Here is a 23,097-nt window from a genome sequence, read left to right as displayed (position 1 = left end):
TGAACGATTGTTTACTAACTTTACCTGCTCGGCGGTGCGCGTCAACAGCCTCTCGGCATCCGGTCAGCGGGAGAAGGCGCGTATGGGCTGTGACCTGCGTTTCAAACCGGTTGGCGACCGGCAACGTAGCGATTCTCGCAACTTCACTGTACGGTGAGGCCATGACTGCCGCGACACTGCCTGCCTCGGCGGCCACCGCATCGGTGGCTGCACGTGTTGCGCGCGTCCTGCGCGACAGTGAGTTCAGCCAGGTCGAGGCGGCCCGGCACATCAGTCTGGACAAGACGAAGCTGTCGAAGTCTCTCTCCGGTGCCCGGCGTTTCCGCATTGAGGAGCTTTCGGCCATTGCTGAGCTCACCGGTGTCTCCCTCGACTGGCTCAGCAGGGGAGTGACCACCAGCGCCGCCGGAGTCGAACCGACCGTCGCCAGCACACCTGGCGCGGACGCGCCCGCCGCACAGCGGGCCAGCGCCCCCGCCGCCTCGGAGACGCGGGCACCCAGCCCAGCCACCGCCTCGGGCCCGGTGGACAGCGCAGCCGAGACGAGCCGGCCGGGCGGAGCGAAAGCGCAGCGGATGCGCGCCAGGATCGCTGAGGCGGCCTGGCAGCTGTTCTCCGAATGGGGCTACCACCGGGTGCGGATGATCGACATCGCCCGCCAAGCCGGGATCAGCGCAGCCGGCCTGCACTACTACCACGCCTCCAAGAGAGAGGTCTTCGACGCAGCCCTCCAGCACTCCGCCCAGCGGCTGGCCGCCGAACGCGCCGTCCTCCTGCAGGCCCGCGCCCCGGCCGCCTGCGCACCAGCCGAGCACCGCGCACTGCTGCAGTCACTCATCGAGATGAAGATCCCACGCGGTTTCGCAGCGCGCATCACCGACGCCGACGCGGCCACCCCCTTGGCCGGGGACTGGTCGATCTGGCTGCAGAACTACGCCGAGATCGCCGTGGGCGCCGGCTCCCGCAACCAGGCGGCCGGGCTTGCCGCTGACTGGGACGCGATCCTCACCGCCTGCCTGGCCGCCGGACAAGCAGGCGGTGCCTTCGAGCTGACCGACCCAGCCGAGGCGGCCGGCCAGCTGACGATCTTCCTCGACGGACTCGTGCTGCGCACCCTCGCCGGGGCTGTTGACCACCCGCACACGCTCATCGACCGCTACCTCACCGACACCATCCTGACTCCCGGCCTGCTGGAAAGCGACGCGCACACCGCGCCCGCTCCTTCGGCGCGGGCGGCGAGGACGAAAGGAGAGCCCGCATCATGACAGCACCACCCCCACCCGCACCGCCGCGGGGGCTGACCAGGCGGGCGGTTCTCGGCGGCGCCGGCATGGGCATGGGCCTCATGCTCGCCGGCTGCGCCACCGGCACCCAGCCGGCCGTCGGGCCAGCCGCCGAGGTCACAGGGCCGCCGAAGAAGGGCGGGACGATGCGGCTCGGCTTCGTCGGCGGCGGCGCTGCCGACACCCTCGACGGCGCTGTCGCCACCAACCTCGGCGACGTTGCCCGGGCGGTCAACATGTACGACTCGCTGCTTACCCGCGACGACGACTACAACCTCGTGCCGATGCTCGCCACCGAGGTCACCTCCAATGACGATGCGACTGTGTGGACGGTGCGCCTGCGCGAGGGCGTGACCTTCTCCGACGGCCGGCCGCTGACGCCTGCCGATGTGCGCGCCAGCATCGAACGCATCGTCGACCCCGACGATCCGAAGAACGGCGCCGCCTCCCTGGCTGCCGTCGAAGAAGTGCGCGAGATCGACGACCATACCGTCGAGATCCACCTCAGCACCCCCGATGCCGCGCTCGACGACATCCTCAGCCAGTACGCGAACATCATCGTGCCCGCCGACTTCGACCCGCAGAATCCTGTGGGCACCGGGCCATTCATGCTCGAGAGCTTCACACCGGCACAGTCGACGATCCTGCGCGCCAACCCTCACTACTGGGGCGACGAAGGGCCGTACCTCGACGAGGTGCAGCTGCTGAACTTCAACGACACAGATGCACTCATCAATGCGCTGCTGTCCACCCAGGTCGACGCCGTGGCCCAGATCCCGGCGGCATTGGCCGAAGTCATCAGCGCCGATGCGCGCATGCAGGTGCTCAACTCCGAGACCGGCATGTGGCTGCCGTTCACCATGCGCGTCGACGTCGAGCCCTTCGACGACGAACGCGTCCGGCAGGCCTTCCGGCTGGCGATCGACCGCGAGGAGATGGTCGAGCAGGTGCTCTCCGGCTTCGGCCGCGTCGCCAACGACATGTACTCGCCCTACGACCCCGCCTACCCGGAGTTCCCGCAGCGCCAGCAGGACATCGAGGGAGCCAAACGGCTGCTCGCCGAGGCCGGCCATCCCGACGGGCTCGAGGTCGAGCTCGTCACCGCGCCGATCCAGGCTGGCGTCGTCGAAGCCGCACAGGTGTTCGCTGAGCAGGCCAGCGAGGCTGGCATCACCATCAACATCAAGCGGATGGACCTGACCTCGTACTGGGGTGACTATCTCAACTATCCGTTCTCGCAGTCGTTCTGGTACACCCGCAACTTCCTCGGACAGACGAACTCCGGCACCATGCCCGATGCGCCGTTCAACGAAACGCACTGGGACGACGAGGAGTTCAAGGAAGTCATCGCCGCCGCCCGGCGGGAGACCGACACCGCCAAGCGCAGCGCACTCGTCGAGCAGGCCCAGCGGATCCTCTATGACCGTGGCGGCCTCATCATCTGGGGCTTCGCCAACCAGGTCGACGCCTACCAGTCGTACCTCGGCGGCATCGTCGAGAACGCCACCGGCCTGCCGCTCTCCGGCTTCAACCTGCACCGCGTGTGGATCGGAGACGTCGCATGATCGTCAGACTCATCCTCCAACGGCTGGCGATCAGCATCGTCATCCTGCTTGCCGTCTCCCTCATCATCTTCTTCGCCACTGTGCTGCTGCCCGGGGACCCGGCCCGCGCGATCCTCGGCCAGCAGGCCACCCCGGAGCGGATTGCTGCGATCAACGAGCAGATGAATCTCAACGAGCCGCCGCTGACCCGCTACTTCCTGTGGCTGGGAGGGTTGTTCGTCGGCGATCTCGGCACCTCGGTGGCCACCGGCCAGCCGGTCAGTCAGCTGCTGAGCGACCGGGTCGGCTCCTCGGTGCTGCTCATGGTCGCCGCTGCGCTCATCAGCATCCCGGCCGGTGTCATCCTCGGCATCGTCTCCGCACTGCGCCGCGGCAAGGCCGTCGACAACACCGTCACCGGCCTGTCCCTCGTGCTTGCCGCGCTGCCGGAGTTCGTCGTCGGCATCGCGCTCGTCGCGTTCTTCTCCACGACCGTCTTCACCATCCTGCCGGCGGTGACGATGCGGCCGCCAGGCAGCCAGGTGTGGGACTTCCCCAGCCAGCTCATCCTGCCGATTGCGGTGCTCGTCCTCGTCGTCACTCCCTACATCGCGCGCATGATGCGCGCGACGATGCTCGAAGTCCTCGACTCCGGCTACGTCGAGATGGCCCGCCTCAAAGGGGTGCCCGAACGCCGCGTCATCTTCCGGCACGCTCTGCCGCACGCGATCGGCCCGGTTGCACAGGTGATCGCCATCCAGCTGGCCTGGATGGCCGGCGGTGTCGTCGTCGTCGAGTTCCTCTTCCGCTTCCCCGGGCTCGGGCAGGCGCTCATCGACGCCGTCGACTACCGCGATGTGCAGGTCGTGCAGGCGGTGACGATGATCGTCGCCCTCATCTACGTCATCGTCAACCTGCTCGCCGACATCGTCGGCATCCTCACAAACCCCAAGCTGCGCACTGGAGGTGACGCCTGATGACCACCACCCCGCCTCCGCACACCGGCGCGGCCGACCGCGACAGCTCCGCCGTCGAACAGCGCGCCGACCTCGACCCGACGACCACTGCCTCGGCGGCCCCGAGCCTGGCGACCAAGGACGCCCACACCGGCCAACGCAACACCGTGCTCACCCGGTTCTGGGCGCAGAAGCAGGCGAAGATCGGCGTCATCATCACCGCCGCAGTCGTGCTGCTGGCCTTCCTCGGCCCGCTCTTCGTGCCCTGGGCGACGGGATACACGACGACGGAATTCGTCGCCCGCCCCTTCCAGCCCGACGGGATCGCCGGATCCGACAACCTCGGACGCGATGTCTTCACCCGGTTCATCGGCGGCGGCCTGACGCTCCTCCTCTACGCGCTGCTCGCCACCCTCATCGGCCTGGTGCTCGGCGTGCTCTTCGGGATGACCGCGGCCTACACCGGCGGCTGGCTCGACTCGCTCATCATGCGCAGCAACGATGTGCTGCTGGCGATTCCGCAGCTCGTCTTCGCGCTGCTGGCGATCACCGTGCTCGGGCCTCGGGGCTGGGTGCTCATCACCGTCATCGGCATCACCCACGCCCCGCGCATCGCACGCGTGGCCCGCTCGGCCACTCTCGGGGTCATCAACGAGGACTACATCCGGGCGGCCGAAATGTACGCGATGCCGCGTCTGCGGCTGCTGACCCGCGAGATCATGCCCAACATCACCGGCCCGATGGCCGTTGAGGCCGGCCTGCGCCTGACATATTCGATCGGTGCGATCGCTTCGCTGTCCTTCCTGGGTCTGGGCATGCAGCCGCCGACCGCCGACTGGGGCCTGATGATCAACGAGAACCGCATCGCACTGTCCGTCCAGCCCTGGGGTGTGCTTCTGCCGGTGGCAGCGATCGCACTGCTGACCATCGGCACGAACCTCATCGCCGACTCGATCGCACGGGCCTCGGCGTCATCGAACGTAGGTGAGCAATGACCAGCTTCGACACGACTTCCACCGGCAGCATCGCCACGGTCAGCCCGTCTGCGCGCCGCTCCTCAGCCTGGCATACTCGGGCACAGGAGGGCGGCAACGTCCTGGAGATCGACGATCTGCACATCACCGCCACCGCCTCGGGAGCCGACGTCATCTCCGATGTCGACCTCGACCTCAAACCCTCGGAGATCCTTGCGCTGGTCGGCGAATCCGGCTCCGGCAAGACGACCGTCGGGCTGGCGGTGCTCGGGCACTTCCGCACCGGGCTCATGCATGCCGGCGGCACGGTGTGGCTCTATCCCTCCGACGCCGATGAACCGGCGGAGATGACCGCCCTGCCCGATGCCACGCTGCGCCAGTTGCGCGGGGCCCGCGTTTCCTATATTCCGCAGGACCCGGCGCTCTCCCTCAACCCCGGCATGCGGGTCGGCGAGCAGATCAGCGAGGTCCTCGACATCCACGGCTTCGGCTCCTCCGCCGAGGAGCGCACCGAGCGGGTCCGCCAGGTGCTGCGCGAGGTCGGCCTGCCCGATGACGAGGCCTACCAGCGGCGCTGGCCGCACCAGCTCTCAGGCGGGCAGCAGCAGCGCATCGGGATTGCGATGGCCTTTGCGATGTATCCCGATGTGCTCGTCCTCGACGAACCGACCACCGGCCTCGACGTCGCCACCCAGGCGCAGGTGCTGGACACCATCCGCGAGATGACCGTGCGCAACAAGGTCGCCGGCCTCTACATCACCCACGACCTGGCCGTCGTGGCCGAGATCGCCGACCGAATCGCGGTCATGCTGCGCGGACGCATCGTCGAACAGGGCGGCTGTGCCGATGTGCTCGAGCGCCCGCAGCACGATTACACGAAGACGCTGCTGGCTGCCGTGCCCGACCTGGCCGGACGCAACCGGATCGGCGACTTCGAACGCGCCGACGTGCCAGAAGATGAGAAGGCGGCAGCCGAGGCGAGAGCCGAGGCGGCTGCGAAGCCCCAGAAGACCCACCTGCTCACCACGGCTGCTTCCCGCGCGAGCGCCGCTGCCGAGGCGGTCACCGCCTCGGGTTCGGAAACCGGCACCGCGAGCGAGGTGAGCGACCGGCAGCCGACCGCACCGGCCAGCGACGCGGTGCTGCAGGTGCGCGGGCTGGGCCTGGCGTATGGGCCGAAGACGATCCTCAAGTCCATCGACCTCGACCTGCAGGCCGGGGAGTGCACCCTCCTGCTGGGTGAATCCGGTTCCGGCAAGACGACGTTGGCGCGCTCGATCGCAGGCCTCAACGACGGCTACACCGGCGATGTCATCTACCGCGGCGAGACGATCGCACGCTCGACGCGGCAGCGCAGCATCGGCCAGCGCACCGACATCCAGTACATCTTCCAGTCGCCGTTCTCCTCACTCAATCCCCGGCGCACGATCGGCGAATCGCTGGCCGTGCCGCTGGAGATGGCCGGCGGGCTCAGCGCGGCCCAACGCCGCGAGCAGGTCAAGGACGCCCTCGATGCTGTGCGGCTCGGCCGGCAGTTCCACGACCGGCGCCCCGGCGACCTGTCCGGAGGCGAGCGGCAGCGTGCGGCGATCGCCCGGGCACTGGTGAACATGCCCAGCGTCCTCATCTGCGATGAGATCACCTCCGCCCTCGACGTGTCCGTGCAGGCGAGCATCATCTCGCTGCTGCGCACCCTGCAGGACGAGCGCGGTCTGGCGATGCTCTTCGTCACCCACAACATCGCCCTCGCCCGGCACATCGCCTCCCGTGTGGCGGTGCTCAACGGCGGGCGGATCGTCGATGACGGCCCGGTCGATATGGTGCTGGAGAACCCGCAGCACACGTACACACAGGAGTTGCTGACCAATGTCCCCAGCCTCTGAGTCCGGCTCTGTCGCCGAGGTCTTCGACCGGCACGTGCGCGCAAGCGGCGGCGGCATGGCGTTCGCCGTGTGCCGCGACGGCGAGCTCATCTGCAGCCTGGCCGGCGGGCACACCTGCCGTGGCGGGGCTGCCGCGCCCGAGGTGTGGACGCCGGAGACGATGGCTGTGCTGTTCTCCGGGACGAAGGGCCTGGCCGCAGCCGTCGTCGGGATGCTCGTCGATGACGGGCTCATCGACGTCGAGGCACCCGTCGCCCGGTACTGGCCGGAGTTCGCGGCTGCCGGCAAGGACGAAGTGCCGGTGTGCCAGCTTTTGAATCACACGGTCGGGCTGCCCTATGTCGACCCGGATCCTGTCGGTGACGGCGACCAGTACGACAACCGGCTCATGGCCAGCCGGCTCGCAGCCCAGCAGCCTTTGTGGTCACCAGGCACCAAGGTCGCCTACCATGCGATCACCTATGGCTATCTGCTCTCCGAGCTCGTGTGGCGGGTCACCGGCGCTGATGTCGGCGAGCTCATCGCCGAACGCATCGCCGGCCCGCACGGCCTCGACATCCACCTCGGGCTGCCTGCGGAGCTGGAGGACCGGGTTGCGCCGATCCACCAGGCGGCCGGCTATCGGGTCTCGACGTTCCTCGACGACGACCCCGAGCGCCGGGCGATCGTCGACCGGATGTACGCTGGCCTGCTGCTTTCCGGGGACAGCCCGTTCAACACCCGCGAATACCACGCCGCGCAGCAGGCCGCTGGCGGCGGCATCGCCACAGCGGAGTCGATGGCGCGGTTCTACGCGCTGCTGCTGAAAGACGGCCCGATCCTCTCCCGGCAGACCCGTGAGCTGTTCACCCGCACCTGGTCGGAGGGCATCGATGCGATCAACGACCGGCCGCTGCGCTTCGGCCTCGGGTTCGAGCTCGCCGACCCGATCGGCACCTACGGGCCGGTTGAGGCGGCCTTCGGGCATTCCGGGGCCGGCGGGGGACTGCACGGCGCATGGCCCGAGCACGGGATCGCGTTCTCGTTCCTCACCAATGAGATGCAGTCTGAAGATGTCGACACCCGGGTCAAGGAGCTGCTCGCAGCGCTGCATGCGGAGGTCACCGGCTGAGCCGTCGGGATCTCCGGCTTCCGAGTCTCTGACCGTGCAGCAGCTCGGTCATATCATGATGTCACCAGACGTCAAGGAGGTGCTGTGATGAATGTGCTGATTCGTGGACTCAGCGATGAGGCTGTCGCTCGAATCGACAGGAGTGCTGAAGAGCTGGGCCTTTCGCGCAATGAATACCTCCGGCGCAGGCTTGAGGGTGATGACTCCCGCCCGGCGGTCAAACTCACTGACGAGCATTGGAAGCGGTCGGCCGAGGTTCTTGCCGACCTCGCCGATCCCGACATCATGGCCGACGCATGGCGATGACGAGCTGGCTCATCGACAAGTCCGCGTTCGTGCGGCTGCAGCTGGGGCAGGCGTCAGATTCTGGGATCTGGAACGCGCGGATCGAGCGCGGTCTCGTCCGGATATCGACGATCACCCGGCTCGAGGTCGGTTTCTCGGTGCGTGCCGGGGAAGCCGGGCGGATGATCTTCGCAGAGCCTCCGCTGTCGCTGATGCCGATCGAGTACCTGACGCCTGCGATGGAGGATCGTGCCTGGGAGGTGCAGATGCTGCTGGCAGACCATGGCCAGCATCGTGCGCCGTCCATCCCAGAACTTCTCATCGCCGCAACTGCCGAGAAGCTGGGCCTGACTGTGCTGGCCGTGGACAAGGACTTCGACCTGATCGCAGACATGACGGGACAGCCAGTGGAGACGCTCACGCTGCGTTGACGGCGATGGACCAGAGCCTGGGGCCCCTCGTCTCCGACGCCAGAATGCAGCGGCACGCGGCACACGCGTGCGAACAACCTGGCCATCGTGAGCGGCCGTCGCTGCTCACCCCTCGACGTCGATGACCTGACGGGCGCGTGACTGGCGGTAGGTGGTGATCGCGATCGTCGTGACGACCAGCCCGACGACGGTCAGCCCGACACCGGTGAGTGCTGGTGCGCGGAAGCCGAGTCCGGCGTCGATGACGATGCCGCCGGCGAACGCGCCGAGCGCGTTGGCGAAGTTGAATGCCGCATGGTTCATCGCCGCAGTCAACGAGGGCGCGTCGTGGGATTCGCGCATGAGCCTGGCCTGCAGGGCAGTGACGAACAGCGAGCTGAAGATGCCGATGACCGACACACAGCCGATCGCCACGGCCGGCACGTGTGCGAACAGCCCGAAGGTCAACAGCACGATGCCCAGGCCGACGAGCCCGATGACAGCCGAGCGCTCGATCGACCGATCGACGAGCGGGCCTGCGACGAAGGTGCCGACGGTCATGCCGACGCCGAAGCATACGAGCACCCACGGGATCGCCGAGGCGGGCAGCCCGGTGAGCTCGGTCAGGGTCGGGGCGATGTAGGTGTAGAGGGCGAACATGCCGCCGAATCCCACCGATCCGGCGATGAGCGTGAGGATCACCTGCGGGCGCTTCATGGTGCGCAGCTCACCGCGGATCGACGGCGCGGCAGCCGGCGCGGTCTGCGGGACGAGGAAGAACACGGCCACCAGAGTCAGCAGTCCGATGAACGCGACGAGCGCGTAGGCGACCCGCCAGCCGAACTCCGTGCCCAGCGCGGCAGCGGCGGGGACACCGATGATGTTCGCGATCGTCAGGCCCAGCATCACCCGGGCCATTGCGGTGCCCTTGCGGTGCGCTGGTGCCAGGGTGGCGGCGACGACGGCGCCGACGCCGAGGAATGCCCCGTGCGGGAGGCCGGTGATGAATCGGGAGACGAGCATGAGGTTCATCGTCGGGGCCAGGGTCGAGCCGACGCTGCCGATGATGAAGACGACCATGAGGCTCAGCAGCAGCCAGCGGCGGTCCATCTTGGCCGCCAACGCAGTGATGACCGGTGCGCCGATGACGACTCCGAGCGCATACAGCGACACCGCATGCCCAGCTGTGGTGATCGAGGCGTCCAAGCCCTCGGCGATCTGCGGCAGCAGGCCCATGGTGGCGAACTCGGCGGTGCCGATGCCGAAAGCGCCGATCGCCAGCGCGAACACTGCGAGCCTGGCAGTCCGGGTGCCCACCGCCTCGGGAGCGGTCGTCGCAGATGCGAGCGCACGCTCAGACGGCGCTGCGGGCATGGGATCTCCTGTCTGCTCATCGAGTGGTGACGCATGCGCCAACCGGCGCGCAGGCCAGCCTATTCCCGATGCGGCAGAACTTCTGCCCCGGCAACGGCAGGGTCACAGGCCGCAGACGGGGAGCAGATGAGGCCAGCGGGTGCAGTGCGGTGCGCCCCGGCTGCCGACTCAGCGTCGCGAGACGGGGATCGAGAGTTCGAGCATCGGCGGGTCGAGGTCGTAGCGCACCTGCTGGCGCATCGCCTGGTCGGCCACCTCCAGGCCGCGTGCGGCGATCGCATCGAACAGCGCGAGTGCTGCCGGGTGCATCGTGTCCTCCGGCAGGTCGAGCGGCTCGGACAGATCCCATTCGGCGACCAGCTCGGTGCGCTCGGGCAACTGCCCGACCTCCGTGCGCTCACCGCCCCACCCGGCGGGCAGCGGATGGTCGACTGCCCAGCAGAAGGCCACCTCCATCGAGGCGCGCGGACCCTCGCGCATGCCCGTCCACATCGCACCGCTGGGCGGATGCCCGGCGGCGACGAGCTCCCGATAGAGCTCCCCGAACGCCGCAGAGGCGGTCTCGTCGCTGAGCTGTTCGACATCGGCTTCAGATGCGAGCCGGAGGATCCGCCCGGCATAGGGCAGCGGCGGGCAGCGCCGCTCGGTCACCGGCACCGGCTGCGCGAAGCAGTCGAGCATCGTGTGCGCCTGTGCGATCGCGGCGTCCTGGGCGGCGCGTTCGGCAGCCAACTGCTCTTCATGCGCGCGCAGCACCGCCACCGGGTCACCGCCGTCCAGCACCGCCCGGACCTGGGCCAGCGGCACCCCTGCCCGGCGCAGTTGGTGGATGACCGCCCCGTCGCGCACCTGCTCCTCGGCGTAGAGCCGGTAGCCGGAGACGGGGTCGGTCTCTGCCGGGACGAGCAGCCCGGTCTCGTCGTAGTGCCGCAGCGCCTTGACGCTGAGGCTCGTCGTCTGTGCGAATTCACCGATCTTCAACATGATTCCAGTCTCCAGTCTCCTGTGACAGGAGGGTCAACTCCGGCGCGGCACAAGGCTCAGAACCTGCCGGGATGGACCGCGCGCCTTCACGACGCCCTCAATCTCTGCGAGAGCAGGGACCATGAGTACGAGTGGCGCTCCGACCCGGACAGACACGGCCGGCCGCAAAGCACGCGACTTCTCATCTGATTTCATTTGCGGCCGTTTCGGTGAAGATCGGAACAGTCGAGGCGAGTGACACCAGAAACGGCGAGACGGTCTGTCGCGGATCCTGCGGGTCCGCGCAACCGCGTTCGGCAGGGACTGCTCTCGAAACGCTCAAGCGCTCTGCGTTCTACTTCACTTCCTTCAGACACCAGCATCGGTCGCCGATCTCACCGAAGACGTCGGTGTCGATGCCGCCGAGGTCGATCGGCAGCTCCGAGCCCGGGGTGAGCACCCGGAACCCGGCCCGGTGCGCGAACGTCGCCCGCGCCTCGGAAGCGGCGGCCACGAGCAGGCAGCGAGTCGGCAGCCCGGCGGCCGAGAGCACTTGCGGGGCCATGCCCGCCAGCACCGTGGCAAGCCCCTGCGAGCGGAACTCCTCGGCGGTGGCCAGCGCCCGGATGAGCAGCGCCTGGCCGTTGTCGAAGCTCACCGCGGTGACGGCGAGCACGGCGGCGATCTGCCCGTCGGGGGACCGGGCGATGAGCCCGGAGTCCTGGGGCAGGAACGCGAAGTCCGCGCCCGAGGCTCCGGTCGCCTCGGCAGCCCGCAGCACCTCGGCAGCGGGGCCGTGATCATCGGCAGTGAGCAGGTCGAAGCTGAAGCCGGCGTCGACGAGCCGCTGGGCGTAGCGCAGATGGCGCTGGGCGACGGCGGAATCGTGGAGTCCGGAGTGGAGGAGGGCCATGAGACCCACGATATCCGCACCGGCTGCGGGCGATACACTGACCGGCATGGGAAAGAAGTCCAAGAAGTCCAAGGAAGAGCTCATCGCCAAGCGCCTGGCCAAGCAGCAGGCCGCCGGCTTCGTCAAACGCCCCTTTGAGGGCCTGCCGTTCGAAGCCGACCTCGTGTGCCTGCGCGAACTCGTGCCCGCCGCGACCGCGACTGCGAAGCTGAACGAGGAGCACGGCGGCGGCGAGATCGTCATCGCCTCGCTGCTGCCGGCGGCCTGGCAGGCACTGCACCGTCAGGATGGTGTCATCATGGCCGGCATGCAGGTCCCGGTCGCCTCCCCGGATCCCTCCCGCGACATCGCCGCAGCGATCCTCAAGGTCAAGGACTCCGAACCCGGCACCTACGCCGAAGCCAACGCCAACCCCGGCTCCGGCCCGCGACTGCAGGATATCCTCGACACGTCTGCTCCCTTCACCGTCAGCGTGCAGGAGACCTTCGACTACTGGCTCGCCGATGACCCCGAGCACCGCGATGAGGATCTCGCCGGTGCGCTCGAACAGGCCAACGAGTCGATCAGCCCGACGGAGAAGCTCGTCTCCGCCGACTCCGCCTACTGGACCGAGATGGGCGGGCACATCTACCTGCGTTGGGCGCAGAAGCAGGACGAGGACACCGTCATGAACGGCCTGGCCCGCCTGCACGCCCGCGGCGAGAACACCGTCTCCGGTCTCGGCCGCTACCTCGGATGCTTCCGCGCCCACGGCATCGTCATCCCCGTCTGGGAAATGCCCGATGGCACCCAGCCCGATGCGGTCGAAGAGCCGCTGGGCGCATTCGCTGCGCAGTTCGATGCCGCGATGGGCGAGACCGGAAACCTCGACTACGACGAACGCCGCGCCAAGGCCGGCGTCGTCTCCCGCCAGCTCACTATCCGCTGACCCGGCTCAGCCGAGCCCAGCACCCGCTGCACCACCGTCTGCGTCAGGAGGCAGGATCCGATGTCTGCACCCCCAGCTGTTGCCGCGATCATCCCGGCCAAGGATGAAGCCCAGCGGATCGCCGCGACCGTGGCCGCCACCCGGCAGATCCCCGGTGTCGACCTCGTCATCGTCGTCGACGACGGCTCATCCGACGACACCGCGAACCTGGCCCGCCAGGCCGGGGCGCAGGTGCTCGTGCACCGGAAGAACCGCGGCAAGGCCGCAGCGATGATGACCGGCGCGTTCGCCGTGCGCAACCGCGAGATCACCGATGCGCCCACCGGGCAGCGCCCCGAACACCGGGCGCTGCTGTTCATCGACGCCGACCTGGAGGACTCCGCCGTCGCCACCGCGCCTCTGACCGCACCGGTGCTCGCCGGCGAGGCCGATATGACGATCGCGATCCTGCCGCCGCAGAAGCGCTCCGGCGGCGGATTCGGCTTCGTCGTCGGCCTGGCGAAGAAGGGCATCGCCGAACTCACCGGCTTCGAGGCCACCCAGCCGCTGTCGGGGATGCGATGCCTGAGCCGCGAGGCCTTCGAAGCCGCCCTGCCGTTCGCCGCCGGCTGGGGCGTCGAAACCGCCATGACGATCGACGTCCTCGACGCCGGGCTGCGCGTGACGGAGGTCGAATGCGACCTCCACCACCGGGTCACCGGCCGAGACCTCAAAGCCCAGCTGCACCGGGCCGCTCAGTACCGCGACGTCGCCCGGGCGCTGACGGTGCGCCGACTGCGCCGGGCCCGCCACCGCCTCGGGCGCGGCACCCGCTGACCCGCCCCGAAAGGAGACCACAACTGTGACCCTGTCCTTCGGCTACCTCGGACCCGAGGCGACCTTCACCGAGGCCGCACTCATCCAGCTGCTCACCGCCCACGACCGGATGGATGCCGCTCGCCGGCCCATGCGCAGCGCCGACGCCGCCCTGGCCGCCGTGGCCGCCGGTGAGCTGACCGGCGCGGTCGTGCCGATCGAGAACTCACTCGAAGGCGGTGTGCCAGCGACGCTTGACGCGCTCACCCAGCACGGACAGCTGCAGATCGTGGCCGAAACCGTCGTGCGCGTGCGCTTCGTGCTCGCCGCCGAGCCCGGCACCGAGCTCTCGGCGGTCACTGCGTTCTCCACCCACCCGCACGCCGAAGCCCAGACGCGGGCCTGGCTGTCAGAGCACCTGCCCGAAGCCCACTACATCCCTGCTGCCTCGACTGCGGCCGCCGCTCGCGGCCTCGCCAAGTCAGACGCCGGCTACCAGGCCGCGATCTGCCCGGCCCTGGCCGCCGATCGCTACGGGCTCACCGTCCTCGCCGATGACATCGGCGACCGCGACGACGCCGACACCCGGTTCGTGCTCGTCTCCACACCTCGGGAGCTGCCCGCACCGACAGGCGCTGACAAAACCACCGTCGTCGCAGCGCTCGCCTCGGACCGGGCCGGTGCGCTGCTGGAGCTGCTCGAGCAGTTCTCCACCCGCGGCGTCAACCTCTCGCGCATCGAATCCCGGCCCACCGGCGACGGGCTGGGCCTCTACCAGTTCTCCATCGATGCCCAGGGGCATGTGGCCGAACCGCGGATGGCCGAGGCGCTCACCGGGGTGCACCGGATCGCCCGCCGCCTGCAGTTCCTCGGCTCCTACCCCTCAGCTGATGGTGAGAAAGTCATCGTCGACCCGGACATGACCGCCCAGGCCTTCACTGCCGCCCACGAGTGGCTGGCAGAGATCCGGGGCTGAGGTGACGCTGGGGGTCGGCTCCGAGACCGGACGGCTGCGCGAGGTCATCGTGCATCGGCCCGATATCGAACTGGAGCGGCTGACCCGAGCAATATTTCCGCGCTGCTCTTCGACGACGTGCCCTTGCCGAGGCCGCCCGCAGCGAACACGACGGCTTCACCGCAGCCCTGCGCGATGCCGGGGTGAGCGTCCCCCTCGTCAGCGAGCTGCTCGCCGAAAACCTCACAGTGCCCGAAGCGGGGGCGGCGGCGCTCGAGGCGGTCGTCGATGAGCGTGCCTGCGGCACCGTCGCAGCCGCATCGCTGTCCGACACTCCCAGGCGATCAACACCCACACTCCCAGGTGACCAGCGCCGACGCTCCCAGCCGGGCGGCTGACCCCGGCGCAACCGGCACCTCGGGAGTTGCAGATGCATCCGAAACCGCCCGCATCACCGGTGCCTGCACGACGCTGATCGCCGATTGGCGCGTGGTCGTTGTCTCCAGCGGGCACTTCGTCAATACTGAAACTGACCGAGTCGGGCGCGACCAGCGCTCCGGCGCGACAGAAACGGAACACCCCATGGGATTCGGAGTCGGAGTCTTCCTCATCCTCGTCGGCGCGATCCTGGCCTTCGCTGTCCGTGATGCCTGGAGCTTCATGGACCTGACGATGGTCGGCTACATCTGCATCGGCGTCGGAGTTCTTGCGCTGCTGCTGGCCTTCATCACCATGGCCAACCGACGCCGGCAGCTCTAGGCCGCACCCTCAGCGCCACAGACACTGAGGGGTCTGCCCATACTGGGCGGGCCCCTCAGTCGCGTCGGGGCACCTGCCCGGCGGCCGCCCCCAACCGGCGCAGCCCCTGCACCCCGTCGATGCCGAGCATCCGGTGCATCCGCGACAGACTGTACGTCCGCTCCCGGGCCAGATTCCGCATCGCGTGCCTGGTATACGGTGGGCGGCGCTTCTTCCGCCGCGCCTTGCGCTCAGCGAACCACGCCTTGACGAGCGAAAGGTCGGCAGCGATCGAGTCGAGTTCGAGCGACGGGTGGCCGAACCGGCCGAGGTAGGTGGTGAGCGCCTCGTGCACGATGTAGGGCTGCGGGTCGCCGATGTTCATCGGCCCGTAGGCCTGCGGCTTCGTCAGCGCGGCATCGACGGCTGCAGTGAGTGTGTCGATGTGCGTCATCGTCATCGTGTGCTTCCCGCCGTCAGGCAGCCGGAGGACACCCTCGTCCGCCGCACGCGCCAGCACCGGCCACAGCGTCGTGTCGTCTGGCCCGTACACGGCATTGGGTCGCAGCACGAGCGCTTCGGGCCGCACCCGGGCGATGACCCGTTCGGCCTCGGCACGACTGCGCTCGTAAGCGCACAGGTAAAGGTGCGGATCGACCGGCCCGCCCTCCTCGTAAAGCTGGCGGTGAGCATCGGCCGGTGGGTAGACGGCGGTGCTGGACAGGCAGATCATCCGCGGCTTGCCGAACGCGTCGAGCACATGGCGGGTGCCGGTGACGTTGACGGCCTGCAGCTCGTCCTCGGCTGCCCAGTCATCGTCGATGACCGCGGCGTGGACGACGGCATCGGTGAAGCGCAGCCGGTTCTGCAGCTGCGTGGGAATCTCCTCACGGATGTCCCACTCGTGGTGCTCAACCCCGCTGATCTGCGGATCGGCAAGCCCGACGCTCGTGACCCGGCGACCGGATTCGACCAGCCTGCGGGCGATCGCCTGACCGACGTAACCGGCAGCACCCGTGACGACGACTCTCACTTCGACTCCTCTCCTTGCGATCAGGCTAATGCGCCCGCCCGGGCGGCGGCATCATTGCCCGCGCCGTGTCTGCTGTGACTCCCCTGAGCACGCCCCGTTCCCGAGGCCCTGGTCGCCGCTTCCGAGGCGGCTTCCCCGTTCCCGAGGTGCTGGTCGCGGTATGCACGAGGTGTGCCCGAACGGGAACATCGCTGTGACCGGCCGCCGGCTGCTCGTCTGTAGCCTGAAGATATGAGCAGCACACCACACTCCGCCCACCGGCCGCGACGACTCCGGATCGTCGGGGCGCTGCTGTGCCTGCTGCTCACCGGCGGCGCGCTGAGCGCCTGCACGAAGCCTGCGAAACCGCTGCCGGAGTCGACCTACGCGGACCTCGTCTCTGAGGTCGAGGGGTTGGCCGGCGTCACTGCGGTGACGCGGGCGAGCACTGATGTCACCGTCACCGTCGAGGCAGACACTGATCCTGATGCCCTCGATGACACTGCGGAAGCACTGCTCGCACGTGTCAACGACTACCGCTACCCGCAGGGGCCGCCGGAGGTGAGGGTGGAATCCGGCCGGTTCACCGGAACTGTCGGGCACACCGTCCGCAATACCACCGCCAGCGTCCCGCAGCCAGGACCGCTGAATCTCTCCCAGCTGCCCTTCCTCACCAGCCTGCCCGATGTCGCTGACGGGGAGATCGGCGAGAACATGAACGCCAGTGTCACACTCACCTTCGGCACCGACATGCGCACCTGGCTCACCGACACCACCACCGGTCAGCGGAAGCTCGTCCTCGGAGTGCGCCGCGCCGCAGCAGCTGACGAGGTCGATCTCGTCGAACACGCCCCCGGCTCCTCCGGCGGGGACGAAGGCGATGAAGATCCGAGCATCACCGCCCGCGTCGACATGTCCGAACCCGGCGTCCAGGACGCCATCACCCGGTTCTACGACACCGCAGAACAGGCCGGCAGTCTGCCCTTCACCGTCAAGTGGACCCACTCCCTCGAACGCCCCAACGCGACCGTGCTCGTCGAACACGATGCCGACATCCCAGACGTCCTCGACGCCTTCACCGCCGAATATGGGGCCGGCGAGCTCTCCGACCTCACCGCTGTCTCCGCTGAGGGGCTGAGTGCGGGGTTCGGCGACGGCCGAGCAGACGCTGGCGCGTACTTCCGGGCCTGGGATCTGCTGGCCGAGAGCGGCATCAGCGTCGAGCACATCGCACTCAACCGCCAGTCCATGAACGTCGTGACCCCAACCAGCACCGAGCTGCGCGATCTTGCTGCCCTGATCGCCGGCAACCAGTGGCCGCTGCCCGGCGCGGTGAGGCTCACCGTCAGCAACTCCGATCACCCAGACGACAGCGGCACTTTCCCCGTCGCAGCGTGGCCAGCCCATGCCGACCTGCTCGCAGCGTTATGGGATACCGGCTTCACTTCAGTGCGCATGTCGACGTCCGTCGGCGGAACGGGCGCGGACTTTCGTCTCGACGTCCGCCCCACCGACGGCCAGGACCTGAGGAGCGCAGCCAGCCAAGACGCCCTCATCGAGGTGCTGCGCGACACCGGATGGGACGGCAGGGCGCTCATCACGCTGTCCACCGGTGGCCACCCCGTCTTCACCGCCACCGAACGCGGGACGGCCACGGGAGCCCGCATGTCCCTGCACGGCGTCGATCCGAAGCCCTCAGGCTGGGCGAAGGAGTTCCTCGACCGCTTCGACGCCACCGCCGGCTGACGCGACTCGGCTGTATGGGCTCCGTTGCCTGACCCGACTCGGCTGACCCAACTCGGCCGACTCGGTCCGGCCGTGCCGGCCGGGCCGTCCGTCCAGGGCCCTGGATCAGGTGTCGTCTGTGCAGTGCCGCCACTGCGGCTGGCGCTTGGTCAGAAACGCATCGATGCCCTCCTGCGCATCGGGCATGACGGCATTGGCCGCCATCGTCTCCGACATCTGCGCATACGCAGAAGGCGTGTCGAGGTGAATCTGCTGGTAGAACGCCTCCTTGCCGATCGCCACCGTGGCAGCCGACGCCTCGGCGACCGTCTGCGCCACCTGCGAAGCGGCAGCAGCCAGCTCGTCATCGGCGACGACGTGGGAGACGAGTCCGAAGGCAAGCGCCTGCTCGGCATCGAGCAGGTCACCGGTCATGAGCATCCGCATCGCCGTCTTGCGCGGCACCGCCCGCGACAGCGCGACCATCGGCGTCGAGCAGAACAGCCCGATGCGCACACCCGGGGTGCCGAACCGGGCTGATTCGGCAGCGACTGCGAGATCGCAGGTGGCCACCAGCTGGCAGCCGGCCGCCGTGGCAACACCCTGGACAGCGGCGATGACCGGCTGCGGGATCGACTGGATGAGCAGCATGAGCTGCGAGCAGCGCTCGAAGATCTCCTGCTGCCGGGCATGGTCGGCCCCGCGGATCTCCTTGAGATCGTGGCCGGAGCAGAACACGTGCCCGGCAGTCGAGAGCACAACAGCGTGCACATCGGTGCGCTCGCCGATCTCGGTGAGCGCGTCGATGAGCGCACCCATGACCGGCATCGACAGGGCGTTGCGGGTCGGTGCGGCATCGATCATGACGAGGGCGACCGCGCCCTCGACGGTGACAGTGACAGGTGCATCAATGGTGGCCGGTCCCGAGGCGGTGGTGGCAGATTCGTTCGTCATGGCACCAGTGTGACACCCGCCACGGACGCCTGCGCTTGTGGCGCTCTGGCGTCTGGTCAAAGATGCGGTTCTGCATCCGAAAGTATGGTCGATATGGCTGATTTGACCGTTTTGGGCGATTATATAGGCATGATCAATACCAAGAACCGGGGTGCGCGAGACGAGCATGTCGTCGAACCTCCTGAGGATCTCCACGACATGCTCGAATTGGCGCGCTTCCTGGAGAATCAGCCTGCTCCAGCTGTGCTTCTGGGTCCGGACGGTGAACAGATCCCGTTGCCACTCCCTGCGTACGAGGTGCTCCGCAGGGTCGTGAGCGCGATGGAACGAGGAGCATCCGTCAGTATTGAGCCGATCGACAAGCAGCTGACAACACAGCAGGCCGCCGATCTGCTAGGCGTAAGCCGGAATACCTTGGTTCGTCTACTGGAAGAGCATGAGTTGCCGTTCGAGCGATTCGGGCAGTCGCGGCACCGTAGGCTTCGGTTGCACGATGTTCTGGCGTATCGGGAACGCAAGCGCGCGGAACGCCGCAGCCGGCTGGACGAGCTGACTCGGCAAGCCGAAGAGGACGGTCTATACGATGTCGAGCCCGCGGCCTATCGGGAGGCGCTGGCTGAGGCACGGAAGTCGTGACTGATGTCGCGCTTCACAGTCTTCCTTGACGCATGCGTGTTGGTGCCGATTGCGCCGTGTGACACCTTGCTGCGTATCGCTGATGCGGGGACCTTTCGTCCCTTGTGGTCGGCCAAGGTTGTCGACGAGGCGCTAAAGGCGTTAGCGCGAATTCAGCCAGAGGTGGACGAGAGTAGATTCCTCAGCCGATTTCGTTCGATGGACTATGCGTTCGAGGACGCCCTCGTCGAAGGATGGGAGCCCATTGAGTGAGCTGTCGAGTTACCCGACCCTGATGACCGGCACGTAGTCGCGGCTGCCCTCCGCGGTCGCGCTGATGCAATTATCACCGAGAACACCAAGGACTTCCCTGAAAGGGTTCTAGAACCTCTCGGGTTGGAAGCGATTCGGCTCGATGACTTCTTGCTGGACCAACTTGACCTGAGTCCGGGTGCGATCTGCCGAGTTGTGAAAGACCAAGCGGCTGCAATGAGGCGGCCGCCGGTCACCGTGGAGACCTTGCTCGCGAAGCTGTCGCGAAGTGGTGCGCCCCGTTTTGCCCGTGCTGTGTCAGATGTGCTGGTGGGTCAGACCAACTCCGACTGACTGTCCGATGGTCCCGACATTTTGCGCATGTGGGCCCGTCGGAAACCGATCTGCTGTGGCCTGAAGGGCGGTGCCCGTTGAGCTGATCGGGCCTTTGGCGAGCGCCTCACTCGTGCGACCACCGGCGTTGAGATGGGACTTTCGCAGCCTTCCTCACGGGTGGCGGATGCGCATCAAACCTCTCGAAAACCAGGGTTGAGTGGAATAGACTCAATTTTGACGGCGTTGTGCTGATCAGAAGATTCACATTCACGCTCATCCGCGTCGGCATGCCGGCGCCGAAAGGAACTCCGATGGAAGCCAAGTTCACCACCAAATCGCAGGAGGTGCTCTCCGCGGCGGTCAAGGATGCCGTCACCCGCGGCAACTCGCAGGTCGAGCCGGCCCACCTGCTCGCGGCCCTGCTCAGCCAGCCTGAGAGCATCGCCGCCGCCCTGCTCGAACACATGGGCGCCGACCCGGCCGCCATCCGGGCAGGGGCCGAGCGGACCGTCGCCGGCCTGCCGTCGGTCTCGGGCTCGTCGGTCTCCCAGCCGCAGCTGTCCCGCCAGGCCCTGCAGCTCATCAACAACGCCGAACAGGAGATGCAGGCCCTCGGTGACCAGTTCGTCTCCACCGAGCACCTGCTCATCGCCGCCGCCGCAGACACCGCCGAGGTCGGTCGGCTGCTGACCAGTCAGTCCGTCACCCGCGACGGCCTGCTCGCCGCCCTGCCCGAGGTGCGCGGCGGCAGGAAGGTCACCAGCGAAAACCCAGAGGACACCTTCCAGTCCCTGGAGAAGTTCGGCGTCGACCTCACCGCCCAGGCCCGCGAGGGCAAGCTCGATCCGGTCATCGGCCGTGATTCGGAGATCCGCCGGGTCGTGCAGGTGCTCTCGCGCCGCACGAAGAACAACCCGGTGCTCATCGGCGAACCCGGCGTCGGCAAGACCGCCGTCGTCGAAGGCCTCGCACAGCGCATCGTCGCCGGCGACGTGCCCGAATCGCTGCGCAACAAGAGCCTCATCAGCCTCGACCTCTCCGCGATGGTCGCAGGTGCGAAGTACCGCGGCGAGTTCGAGGAGCGCCTCAAGGCCGTGCTCGAGGAGATCAAGTCCTCCGACGGCCAGGTCATCACCTTCATCGACGAGCTGCACACGCTCGTCGGCGCTGGTGCCTCCGGTGACTCCTCGATGGATGCCGGCAACATGCTCAAACCGATGCTCGCCCGCGGTGAGCTGCGCATGGTCGGCGCGACGACCCTCGATGAGTACCGCGAGAACATCGAAAAGGATCCCGCGCTCGAACGCCGCTTCCAGCAGGTGTTCGTCGGCGAGCCGAGCGTCGAGGACACAGTCGCGATCCTGCGCGGGCTCAAGGAGCGCTACGAAGCCCACCACAAGGTCACGATCGCCGATGCCGCACTCGTGGCCGCGGCCAGCCTGTCGAACCGCTACATCGCCGACCGTCAGCTGCCCGACAAGGCCATCGACCTCGTCGATGAGGCCGCCAGCCGGCTGCGCATGGAGATCGACTCCGCGCCCGTTGAGATCGACGAGCTCTCCCGCGCCGTCGACCGGCTGAAGATGGAGGAGATGGCCCTGGCCAAGGAATCCGACCCGGCCTCGGTCGAGCGCCTGGCCGCCCTGCGCGAGGACCTGGCTGACAAGCAGGAGGAGCTCGCCGGTCTCAACGCCGCATGGGAGAAACAGCGCGCGGACATCAACCGCGTCGGTGAGCTGCGCGAGAAGCTCGACGAGCTGCGCTCGCAGGCCGAGATCGCCCGCCGCGACGTCGACCTGGAAAAGGCCTCGCGCCTGCTCTACGGCGAGATCCCGGCCGTGGAGAAGCAGATCGCCGAAGCCGAGGCGGCTGAGTCCAGGGCCGGTGCGCAGACGATGGTCGGCGACCAGGTCACCGAGAACGACATCGCCGAGGTCGTCGCCGCCTGGACCGGCATTCCCGCCGGCCGGCTGCTCGAAGGCGAGCGCGAGAAGCTCCTGCATGCTGAGGAGCACATCGGCCGCCGGCTCATCGGACAGCAGTCTGCGGTGCGCTCGGTCGCCGATGCGATCCGCCGTTCGCGTGCCGGGGTTTCGGATCCGAACCGGCCGACCGGTTCGTTCCTGTTCCTCGGCCCCACCGGCGTGGGCAAAACGGAGCTGGCGAAGGCGCTTGCCGACTTCCTCTTCGATGACGAGCGCGCGCTCGTGCGCATCGATATGAGCGAGTACGGCGAGAAGCACTCGGTCTCTCGGCTCATCGGCGCACCTCCGGGCTATGTCGGATACGAATCCGGTGGCCAGCTGACCGAGGCGGTGCGCCGCCGCCCGTATTCGGTGGTGCTGCTCGACGAGGTGGAGAAGGCCCACGCGGATGTCTTCGACATCCTGCTGCAGGTCCTCGACGACGGTCGCCTGACCGACGGCCAGGGCCGGACCGTGGACTTCCGCAACACGATCCTCATCCTCACCTCGAACCTGGGCTCGCAGTTCCTGGTCGACCAGACGCTCGACGTCGAACAGCAGCACAAACAGGTGATGGGTGTGGTGCATTCGGCGTTCAAGCCCGAGTTCCTCAACCGGCTCGATGACATCGTCATCTTCGATGCCCTCAGCCAGGACGAGCTCGCCCGGATCGTCGACCTGCAGATCGCTGCCATGCAGGCCCGGCTCACCGAGCGCCGGATCAACCTGGAGATCACTCCGGCGGCCGCCGAGTGGCTCGCCCGGGAGGGTTACGACCCGGCCTACGGCGCTCGCCCGCTGCGCCGGCTCGTGCAGCGCGAGATCGGCGACCGGCTGGCCCGCGAGATCCTCGCCGGTGCTGTGCGCGACGGCGACACCGTGCGCGTCGATCGCCCGGACACCAGCGCCGAGGCGGGCGCTGGGGAGGGTCTGACCCTCAACTCGGTCACGGGAGGCGAGGCTGACGATGACGGGGATGATCCCGAGATCATCGACGGCGAGGTCATCGACTGACCCTGAATGCCGACAGCGGCGGGCTGGTTCTCACCAGCCCGCCGCTTGGTGTGAAAGTGATTCTGCGGAGCGGCCGGGATTCGCACTTAAGGGGCTCTTCGTAATTGAGGGTG

20 protein-coding genes and 1 pseudogene are annotated in these 23,097 nt (G+C 68.0%); 16 read left to right on the top strand and 5 right to left on the bottom strand.

Annotated elements, in window-relative coordinates; all coding sequences use genetic code 11:
* Positions 1-161 precede the first annotated feature (161 nt).
* The 8 genes from B4E96_RS11250 (at position 162) to B4E96_RS11215 (ending at position 8,467) form a co-directional block, all read left to right on the top strand.
* Complete coding sequence (locus B4E96_RS11250) at positions 162-1,265, top strand: TetR family transcriptional regulator (protein WP_286957606.1); 1,104 nt, start codon at positions 162-164, stop codon at positions 1,263-1,265.
* A complete protein-coding gene (locus tag B4E96_RS11245; protein WP_286957605.1) occupies positions 1,262-2,848 on the top strand; it encodes an ABC transporter substrate-binding protein in 1,587 nt (528 codons plus the stop codon). The genes B4E96_RS11250 and B4E96_RS11245 overlap by 4 nt, the downstream gene beginning before the upstream one ends.
* Positions 2,845-3,804: an ABC transporter permease gene (locus B4E96_RS11240; RefSeq protein ID WP_204514222.1), complete on the top strand. Its 960-nt coding sequence runs from the start codon at positions 2,845-2,847 to the stop codon at positions 3,802-3,804. The genes B4E96_RS11245 and B4E96_RS11240 overlap by 4 nt, the downstream gene beginning before the upstream one ends.
* Positions 3,804-4,778, top strand: coding sequence for an ABC transporter permease (locus tag B4E96_RS11235; RefSeq protein ID WP_286957603.1), 975 nt, complete (start codon positions 3,804-3,806; stop codon positions 4,776-4,778). Before B4E96_RS11240 ends, B4E96_RS11235 begins: the two co-directional genes overlap by 1 nt.
* Positions 4,775-6,640 carry an ABC transporter ATP-binding protein gene (locus B4E96_RS11230; RefSeq protein WP_286957601.1) on the top strand — a complete coding sequence of 622 codons (1,866 nt, stop codon included), beginning with the start codon at positions 4,775-4,777 and terminating at the stop codon, positions 6,638-6,640. The genes B4E96_RS11235 and B4E96_RS11230 overlap by 4 nt, the downstream gene beginning before the upstream one ends.
* Entirely contained in the window at positions 6,624-7,751 is a 1,128-nt protein-coding gene (locus B4E96_RS11225) for a serine hydrolase domain-containing protein (RefSeq protein WP_286957600.1), read from the top strand. The genes B4E96_RS11230 and B4E96_RS11225 overlap by 17 nt, the downstream gene beginning before the upstream one ends.
* A gap of 87 nt (positions 7,752-7,838) precedes the next feature.
* Entirely contained in the window at positions 7,839-8,057 is a 219-nt protein-coding gene (locus B4E96_RS11220) for a hypothetical protein (protein ID WP_219722646.1), read from the top strand.
* Complete coding sequence (locus B4E96_RS11215) at positions 8,048-8,467, top strand: PIN domain nuclease (RefSeq protein WP_259798702.1); 420 nt, start codon at positions 8,048-8,050, stop codon at positions 8,465-8,467. The genes B4E96_RS11220 and B4E96_RS11215 overlap by 10 nt, the downstream gene beginning before the upstream one ends.
* Positions 8,468-8,572: 105 nt before the next feature.
* Here the strand turns inward: B4E96_RS11215 and B4E96_RS11210 are convergent, their stop codons facing one another.
* The 3 genes from B4E96_RS11210 to B4E96_RS11200 all read right to left on the bottom strand — a co-directional run bounded on the left by B4E96_RS11210 (position 8,573) and on the right by B4E96_RS11200 (position 11,696).
* The gene (locus B4E96_RS11210; RefSeq protein WP_259798700.1) at positions 8,573-9,820 is read right to left on the bottom strand and encodes an MFS transporter; all 1,248 of its coding nucleotides are present in this window, start codon (positions 9,818-9,820) and stop codon (positions 8,573-8,575) included.
* A gap of 168 nt (positions 9,821-9,988) precedes the next feature.
* Complete coding sequence (locus B4E96_RS11205) at positions 9,989-10,804, bottom strand: MerR family transcriptional regulator (protein WP_259798697.1); 816 nt, start codon at positions 10,802-10,804, stop codon at positions 9,989-9,991.
* Positions 10,805-11,138: 334 nt separating this feature from the next.
* Positions 11,139-11,696: a GNAT family N-acetyltransferase gene (locus tag B4E96_RS11200; RefSeq protein WP_286957599.1), complete on the bottom strand. Its 558-nt coding sequence runs from the start codon at positions 11,694-11,696 to the stop codon at positions 11,139-11,141.
* A gap of 46 nt (positions 11,697-11,742) precedes the next feature.
* Between B4E96_RS11200 and B4E96_RS11195 the strand changes: the two genes are divergently transcribed.
* The 5 genes and pseudogenes from B4E96_RS11195 (at position 11,743) to B4E96_RS11180 (ending at position 15,133) form a co-directional block, all read left to right on the top strand.
* Positions 11,743-12,624 carry a DUF5926 family protein gene (locus tag B4E96_RS11195; RefSeq protein WP_286957598.1) on the top strand — a complete coding sequence of 294 codons (882 nt, stop codon included), beginning with the start codon at positions 11,743-11,745 and terminating at the stop codon, positions 12,622-12,624.
* 60 nt (positions 12,625-12,684) lie between these two features.
* Positions 12,685-13,440, top strand: coding sequence for a glycosyltransferase family 2 protein (locus B4E96_RS11190; protein WP_286957597.1), 756 nt, complete (start codon positions 12,685-12,687; stop codon positions 13,438-13,440).
* Positions 13,441-13,471: 31 nt separating this feature from the next.
* A complete protein-coding gene (gene pheA, locus B4E96_RS11185; RefSeq protein ID WP_286957645.1) occupies positions 13,472-14,395 on the top strand; it encodes a prephenate dehydratase in 924 nt (307 codons plus the stop codon).
* A 137-nt stretch (positions 14,396-14,532) separates the two neighbouring features.
* Positions 14,533-14,772, top strand: a pseudogene (locus B4E96_RS13410) (hypothetical protein); the annotation flags it as partial.
* Positions 14,738-15,133: a DUF6458 family protein gene (locus tag B4E96_RS11180; RefSeq protein ID WP_286957596.1), complete on the top strand. Its 396-nt coding sequence runs from the start codon at positions 14,738-14,740 to the stop codon at positions 15,131-15,133. The pseudogene B4E96_RS13410 and the gene B4E96_RS11180, both read left to right, overlap by 35 nt.
* A gap of 55 nt (positions 15,134-15,188) precedes the next feature.
* Here B4E96_RS11180 and B4E96_RS11175 read toward each other — a convergent pair whose 3' ends face one another.
* On the bottom strand, positions 15,189-16,145 hold the full coding sequence (locus B4E96_RS11175) for an NAD-dependent epimerase/dehydratase family protein (RefSeq protein WP_286957594.1): 957 nt from the start codon (positions 16,143-16,145) through the stop codon (positions 15,189-15,191).
* 231 nt (positions 16,146-16,376) lie between these two features.
* Here B4E96_RS11175 and B4E96_RS11170 point away from each other — a divergent pair, with 231 nt between their 5' ends.
* Positions 16,377-17,870 carry a hypothetical protein gene (locus tag B4E96_RS11170; RefSeq protein ID WP_286957592.1) on the top strand — a complete coding sequence of 498 codons (1,494 nt, stop codon included), beginning with the start codon at positions 16,377-16,379 and terminating at the stop codon, positions 17,868-17,870.
* 105 nt (positions 17,871-17,975) lie between these two features.
* Here B4E96_RS11170 and B4E96_RS11165 read toward each other — a convergent pair whose 3' ends face one another.
* Positions 17,976-18,803, bottom strand: coding sequence for an enoyl-CoA hydratase (locus tag B4E96_RS11165; RefSeq protein ID WP_286957591.1), 828 nt, complete (start codon positions 18,801-18,803; stop codon positions 17,976-17,978).
* A 93-nt stretch (positions 18,804-18,896) separates the two neighbouring features.
* Between B4E96_RS11165 and B4E96_RS11160 the strand changes: the two genes are divergently transcribed.
* Positions 18,897-19,439 (top strand): helix-turn-helix domain-containing protein, encoded by a 543-nt coding sequence (locus B4E96_RS11160; protein WP_259835648.1) that lies wholly within the window; start codon positions 18,897-18,899, stop codon positions 19,437-19,439.
* Positions 19,440-20,317: 878 nt separating this feature from the next.
* Positions 20,318-22,984, top strand: coding sequence for an ATP-dependent chaperone ClpB (gene clpB / locus B4E96_RS11155; protein ID WP_286957589.1), 2,667 nt, complete (start codon positions 20,318-20,320; stop codon positions 22,982-22,984).
* The last annotated feature ends 113 nt before the right edge of the window (positions 22,985-23,097 follow it).

Origin of the sequence: Brevibacterium sp. UBA7493, from assembly GCF_002479565.1 — a bacterium.
In the GTDB taxonomy this organism is placed as follows: Bacteria; Actinomycetota; Actinomycetes; order Actinomycetales; family Brevibacteriaceae; genus Brevibacterium; species Brevibacterium luteolum.
The sequence above is the reverse complement of the archived record's forward strand: the minus strand, read 5'-3'. Positions and strand labels throughout refer to the sequence as shown.

Excerpts from the sequence above, each read along its gene's own strand:
- B4E96_RS11200 (WP_286957599.1), bottom strand. The coding sequence starts at position 11,696 with ATGGCCCTCCTCCACTCCGGACTCCACGATTCCGCCGTCGCCCAGCGC.
- B4E96_RS11220 (WP_219722646.1), top strand. The coding sequence starts at position 7,839 with ATGAATGTGCTGATTCGTGGACTCAGCGATGAGGCTGTCGCTCGAATC.
- B4E96_RS11240 (WP_204514222.1), top strand. The coding sequence starts at position 2,845 with ATGATCGTCAGACTCATCCTCCAACGGCTGGCGATCAGCATCGTCATC.
- B4E96_RS11195 (WP_286957598.1), top strand. The coding sequence starts at position 11,743 with ATGGGAAAGAAGTCCAAGAAGTCCAAGGAAGAGCTCATCGCCAAGCGC.
- clpB (WP_286957589.1), top strand. The coding sequence starts at position 20,318 with ATGGAAGCCAAGTTCACCACCAAATCGCAGGAGGTGCTCTCCGCGGCG.
- B4E96_RS11215 (WP_259798702.1), top strand. The coding sequence starts at position 8,048 with ATGGCGATGACGAGCTGGCTCATCGACAAGTCCGCGTTCGTGCGGCTG.
- B4E96_RS11205 (WP_259798697.1), bottom strand. The coding sequence starts at position 10,804 with ATGTTGAAGATCGGTGAATTCGCACAGACGACGAGCCTCAGCGTCAAG.
- B4E96_RS11210 (WP_259798700.1), bottom strand. The coding sequence starts at position 9,820 with ATGCCCGCAGCGCCGTCTGAGCGTGCGCTCGCATCTGCGACGACCGCT.
- B4E96_RS11230 (WP_286957601.1), top strand. The coding sequence starts at position 4,775 with ATGACCAGCTTCGACACGACTTCCACCGGCAGCATCGCCACGGTCAGC.
- B4E96_RS11250 (WP_286957606.1), top strand. The coding sequence starts at position 162 with ATGACTGCCGCGACACTGCCTGCCTCGGCGGCCACCGCATCGGTGGCT.
- B4E96_RS11245 (WP_286957605.1), top strand. The coding sequence starts at position 1,262 with ATGACAGCACCACCCCCACCCGCACCGCCGCGGGGGCTGACCAGGCGG.
- B4E96_RS11165 (WP_286957591.1), bottom strand. The coding sequence starts at position 18,803 with ATGACGAACGAATCTGCCACCACCGCCTCGGGACCGGCCACCATTGAT.
- B4E96_RS11225 (WP_286957600.1), top strand. The coding sequence starts at position 6,624 with ATGTCCCCAGCCTCTGAGTCCGGCTCTGTCGCCGAGGTCTTCGACCGG.
- B4E96_RS11190 (WP_286957597.1), top strand. The coding sequence starts at position 12,685 with ATGTCTGCACCCCCAGCTGTTGCCGCGATCATCCCGGCCAAGGATGAA.
- B4E96_RS11235 (WP_286957603.1), top strand. The coding sequence starts at position 3,804 with ATGACCACCACCCCGCCTCCGCACACCGGCGCGGCCGACCGCGACAGC.
- B4E96_RS11160 (WP_259835648.1), top strand. The coding sequence starts at position 18,897 with ATGGCTGATTTGACCGTTTTGGGCGATTATATAGGCATGATCAATACC.
- B4E96_RS11170 (WP_286957592.1), top strand. The coding sequence starts at position 16,377 with ATGAGCAGCACACCACACTCCGCCCACCGGCCGCGACGACTCCGGATC.